Here is a 5,613-nt window from a genome sequence, read left to right as displayed (position 1 = left end):
AAAGACGAAACCCCAGACCTCTGTCGAGATCTGGGGTTTCTAGTAGAAGCTTGACGATGACCTACTCTCACATGGGGAGACCCCACACTACCATCGGCGATGCATTGTTTCACTACTGAGTTCGGGATGGGATCAGGTGGTTCCAACGCTCTATGGTCGTCAAGCAATCCGGTTGCTGCCTCGGGGTTTAGCCGCGGCAGCGAATTGGGTATGTGATATCAGTTGGTGTTGCGTGTTCTTTCACAAATTTTCGGTGTGTTGTCGACTTCTACCGTCTAACAGCCAAATTGTTTGGGTGTTATATGGTCAAGCCTCACGGGCAATTAGTACTGGTTAGCTCAACGCCTCACAACGCTTACACACCCAGCCTATCAACGTCGTAGTCTTCGACGGCCCTTTAGGGAACTCAAGGTTCCAGTGAGATCTCATCTTGAGGCAAGTTTCCCGCTTAGATGCTTTCAGCGGTTATCTTTCCCGAACATAGCTACCCGGCAATGCCACTGGCGTGACAACCGGAACACCAGAGGTTCGTCCACTCCGGTCCTCTCGTACTAGGAGCAGCCCCTCTCAAATCTCAAACGTCCACGGCAGATAGGGACCGAACTGTCTCACGACGTTCTAAACCCAGCTCGCGTACCACTTTAAATGGCGAACAGCCATACCCTTGGGACCGGCTTCAGCCCCAGGATGTGATGAGCCGACATCGAGGTGCCAAACACCGCCGTCGATATGAACTCTTGGGCGGTATCAGCCTGTTATCCCCGGAGTACCTTTTATCCGTTGAGCGATGGCCCTTCCATACAGAACCACCGGATCACTAAGACCTACTTTCGTACCTGCTCGACGTGTCTGTCTCGCAGTCAAGCGCGCTTTTGCCTTTATACTCTACGACCGATTTCCGACCGGTCTGAGCGCACCTTCGTACTCCTCCGTTACTCTTTAGGAGGAGACCGCCCCAGTCAAACTACCCACCATACACTGTCCTCGATCCGGATAACGGACCAGAGTTAGAACCTCAAGGTTGCCAGGGTGGTATTTCAAGGTTGGCTCCATGAGAACTGGCGTCCCCACTTCAAAGCCTCCCACCTATCCTACACAAGCAAGCTCAAAGTCCAGTGCAAAGCTATAGTAAAGGTTCACGGGGTCTTTCCGTCTAGCCGCGGATACACTGCATCTTCACAGCGATTTCAATTTCACTGAGTCTCGGGTGGAGACAGCGCCGCCATCGTTACGCCATTCGTGCAGGTCGGAACTTACCCGACAAGGAATTTCGCTACCTTAGGACCGTTATAGTTACGGCCGCCGTTTACCGGGGCTTCGATCAAGAGCTTCGCGTTAGCTAACCCCATCAATTAACCTTCCGGCACCGGGCAGGCGTCACACCCTATACGTCCACTTTCGTGTTTGCAGAGTGCTGTGTTTTTAATAAACAGTCGCAGCGGCCTGGTATCTTCGACCGGCATGTGCTTACGGGGTAAACCCTTCACACTCACCGGCGCACCTTCTCCCGAAGTTACGGTGCCATTTTGCCTAGTTCCTTCACCCGAGTTCTCTCAAGCGCCTTGGTATTCTCTACCTAACCACCTGTGTCGGTTTGGGGTACGGTTCCTAATTACCTGAAGCTTAGAAGCTTTTCCTGGAAGCATGGCATCAACCACTTCATCGTCCTAAAGGACAACTCGTCATCAGTTCTCGGCCTTGATCTCCCGGATTTACCTAAGAAACCAGCCTACCACCTTAAACACGGACAACCAACGCCGTGCTGGCCTAGCCTTCTCCGTCCCTCCATCGCAGTAATTAGAAGTACGGGAATATTAACCCGTTTCCCATCGACTACGCATTTCTGCCTCGCCTTAGGGGCCGACTCACCCTGCGTCGATTAACGTTGCGCAGGAAACCTTGGTCTTTCGGCGTGCGAGTTTTTCACTCGCATTGTCGTTACTCATGTCAGCATTCGCACTTCTGATACCTCCAGCAAGCTTCTCAACTCACCTTCACAGGCTTACAGAACGCTCCTCTACCGCTCATCCTAAGATGAACCCGTAGCTTCGGTGTATGGTTTGAGCCCCGTTACATCTTCCGCGCAGGCCGACTCGACTAGTGAGCTATTACGCTTTCTTTAAAGGGTGGCTGCTTCTAAGCCAACCTCCTAGCTGTCTAAGCCTTCCCACATCGTTTCCCACTTAACCATAACTTTGGGACCTTAGCTGACGGTCTGGGTTGTTTCCCTTTTCACGACGGACGTTAGCACCCGCCGTGTGTCTCCCGTGCTGACACTTGCTGGTATTCGGAGTTTGCATCGGTTTGGTAAGTCGGGATGACCCCCTAGCCGAAACAGTGCTCTACCCCCAGCAGTGATACACGAGGCGCTACCTAAATAGCTTTCGAGGAGAACCAGCTATCTCCGAGCTTGATTAGCCTTTCACTCCGATCCACAGGTCATCCGCTAACTTTTCAACGGTAGTCGGTTCGGTCCTCCAGTTAGTGTTACCCAACCTTCAACCTGCCCATGGATAGATCGCCCGGTTTCGGGTCTATACCCAGCGACTAAACGCCCTATTAAGACTCGCTTTCGCTACGCCTCCCCTATTCGGTTAAGCTCGCCACTGAATATAAGTCGCTGACCCATTATACAAAAGGTACGCAGTCACAGAACAAGTCTGCTCCCACTGCTTGTACGCATACGGTTTCAGGATCTATTTCACTCCCCTCTCCGGGGTTCTTTTCGCCTTTCCCTCACGGTACTAGTTCACTATCGGTCAGTCAGTAGTATTTAGCCTTGGAGGATGGTCCCCCCATATTCAGACAAAGTTTCTCGTGCTCCGTCCTACTCGATTTCATTGAAAAGAGAATTTCGTGTACGGGGCTATCACCCACTACGGCGGCACTTTCCAGAGCCTTCCACTATTCTCTAATCAACTTAAGGGCTAGTCCCCGTTCGCTCGCCACTACTAAGGGAATCTCGGTTGATTTCTTTTCCTCAGGGTACTTAGATGTTTCAGTTCCCCTGGTTCGCCTCATGCACCTATGTATTCAGTGCAGGATACCCAGCTTATGCTGGGTGGGTTCCCCCATTCAGAAATCTCTGGATCACAGTCTGTTTGCCGACTCCCCAGAGCTTATCGCAGGCTACAACGTCTTTCATCGCCTCTGACTGCCAAGGCATCCACCGTATGCGCTTCTTCACTTGACCATATAACCCCAAGCAATCTGGTTACTGTCTATAACGTGAAGACGACATTCGCCGAAAATTTGCACTTGAGAACAACGCAAATTTTACCTTGACCAGATCAACTGCCAGTGAAAGCAGCCAATCAGTCACTTCTATCACATACCCAAATTTTTAAAGAACGATTTTCCTACTGGTCAAAGACCAGAAATCAACACTCATCTGCCAACAGCAGGAATGCTCATTTCTGAACTCTAATACTCAACAATCTCGAGGCCGTAAGTGGTGGAGCCAAGCGGGATCGAACCGCTGACCTCCTGCGTGCAAGGCAGGCGCTCTCCCAGCTGAGCTATGGCCCCAAATACTCTCAAGGCCTGCACCCTCAACAATTGGTGGGTCTGGGCAGATTCGAACTGCCGACCTCACCCTTATCAGGGGTGCGCTCTAACCAACTGAGCTACAGACCCAATCGTCTTTCGCAATGAATCAAGCAATTCGTGTGGGTGCTTATGAATAAGCTGGGATCTTCGATTAAGGAGGTGATCCAGCCGCAGGTTCCCCTACGGCTACCTTGTTACGACTTCACCCCAGTCATGAATCACACCGTGGTAACCGTCCTCCCGAAGGTTAGACTAGCTACTTCTGGTGCAACCCACTCCCATGGTGTGACGGGCGGTGTGTACAAGGCCCGGGAACGTATTCACCGTGACATTCTGATTCACGATTACTAGCGATTCCGACTTCACGCAGTCGAGTTGCAGACTGCGATCCGGACTACGATCGGTTTTATGGGATTAGCTCCACCTCGCGGCTTGGCAACCCTTTGTACCGACCATTGTAGCACGTGTGTAGCCCTGGCCGTAAGGGCCATGATGACTTGACGTCATCCCCACCTTCCTCCGGTTTGTCACCGGCAGTCTCCTTAGAGTCCCCACCACGACGTGCTGGTAACTAAGGACAAGGGTTGCGCTCGTTACGGGACTTAACCCAACATCTCACGACACGAGCTGACGACAGCCATGCAGCACCTGTGTCTGAGTTCCCGAAGGCACCAATCCATCTCTGGAAAGTTCTCAGCATGTCAAGGCCAGGTAAGGTTCTTCGCGTTGCTTCGAATTAAACCACATGCTCCACCGCTTGTGCGGGCCCCCGTCAATTCATTTGAGTTTTAACCTTGCGGCCGTACTCCCCAGGCGGTCAACTTAATGCGTTAGCTGCGCCACTAAGTTCTCAAGGAACCCAACGGCTAGTTGACATCGTTTACGGCGTGGACTACCAGGGTATCTAATCCTGTTTGCTCCCCACGCTTTCGCACCTCAGTGTCAGTATCAGTCCAGGTGGTCGCCTTCGCCACTGGTGTTCCTTCCTATATCTACGCATTTCACCGCTACACAGGAAATTCCACCACCCTCTACCGTACTCTAGCTTGCCAGTTTTGGATGCAGTTCCCAGGTTGAGCCCGGGGCTTTCACATCCAACTTAACAAACCACCTACGCGCGCTTTACGCCCAGTAATTCCGATTAACGCTTGCACCCTCTGTATTACCGCGGCTGCTGGCACAGAGTTAGCCGGTGCTTATTCTGTCGGTAACGTCAAAACAGCAAGGTATTCGCTTACTGCCCTTCCTCCCAACTTAAAGTGCTTTACAATCCGAAGACCTTCTTCACACACGCGGCATGGCTGGATCAGGCTTTCGCCCATTGTCCAATATTCCCCACTGCTGCCTCCCGTAGGAGTCTGGACCGTGTCTCAGTTCCAGTGTGACTGATCATCCTCTCAGACCAGTTACGGATCGTCGCCTTGGTGAGCCATTACCTCACCAACTAGCTAATCCGACCTAGGCTCATCTATTAGCGCAAGGCCCGAAGGTCCCCTGCTTTCTCCCGTAGGACGTATGCGGTATTAGCGTCCCTTTCGAAACGTTGTCCCCCACTAATAGGCAGATTCCTAGGCATTACTCACCCGTCCGCCGCTGAATCAGGAAGCAAGCTCCCCTCAACCGCTCGACTTGCATGTGTTAGGCCTGCCGCCAGCGTTCAATCTGAGCCATGATCAAACTCTTCAGTTCAATACTGCTTGGGTTTTGAGAAAACCCTAAACTTGGCTCAGCAATCGCAAACCCTTCCAAAGAAGGGAAACTCTCGAATTCACGAGTGTTTACTTGTGATGCTGATAATCTTGCGATCACTCAGTCTTAACCCACAAGCACCCACACGAATTGCTTGATTCAGTTGTTAAAGAACGTTTGGTTAAGTCTTTCGTCTCAACCGAGGCGCGCATCTTACAGCAGCCTCATTTCCTGTCAAGCTGTTTTTGAAGAACTTTTTCTTTCTTCTCAACACCTTGCAGCACCCCACCAGACCATCTTCTCTCCAGCGGGAGGCGCATTCTACAGCGTTACAAACCGCTGTCAACCACCTCTTCAACCGCTTTCGATCCAACC

Annotated in this window: 2 tRNA genes and 3 rRNA genes; all 5 read right to left on the bottom strand. The window is 51.7% G+C overall.

Annotated elements, in window-relative coordinates:
• Positions 1–48: 48 nt before the first annotated feature.
• Positions 49–164, bottom strand: a 5S ribosomal RNA gene (gene rrf / locus DNK06_RS24975).
• 138 nt (positions 165–302) lie between these two features.
• Positions 303–3,193, bottom strand: a 23S ribosomal RNA gene (locus DNK06_RS24970).
• Between the two features lie 259 nt (positions 3,194–3,452).
• Positions 3,453–3,528 (bottom strand) — tRNA-Ala (locus DNK06_RS24965).
• Positions 3,529–3,559: 31 nt separating this feature from the next.
• Positions 3,560–3,636: transfer RNA gene (locus tag DNK06_RS24960), tRNA-Ile, on the bottom strand.
• Positions 3,637–3,701: 65 nt separating this feature from the next.
• A 16S ribosomal RNA gene (locus tag DNK06_RS24955) occupies positions 3,702–5,238 on the bottom strand.
• Together the 16S, 23S and 5S rRNA genes with 2 tRNA genes alongside form the textbook arrangement of a ribosomal RNA operon.
• Between the last annotated feature and the right edge of the window lie 375 nt (positions 5,239–5,613).

The organism is Phytopseudomonas daroniae (assembly GCF_004327285.1).
In the GTDB taxonomy this organism is placed as follows: domain Bacteria; phylum Pseudomonadota; class Gammaproteobacteria; order Pseudomonadales; family Pseudomonadaceae; genus Aquipseudomonas; species Aquipseudomonas daroniae.
The sequence above is the reverse complement of the archived record's forward strand: the minus strand, read 5'-3'. Positions and strand labels throughout refer to the sequence as shown.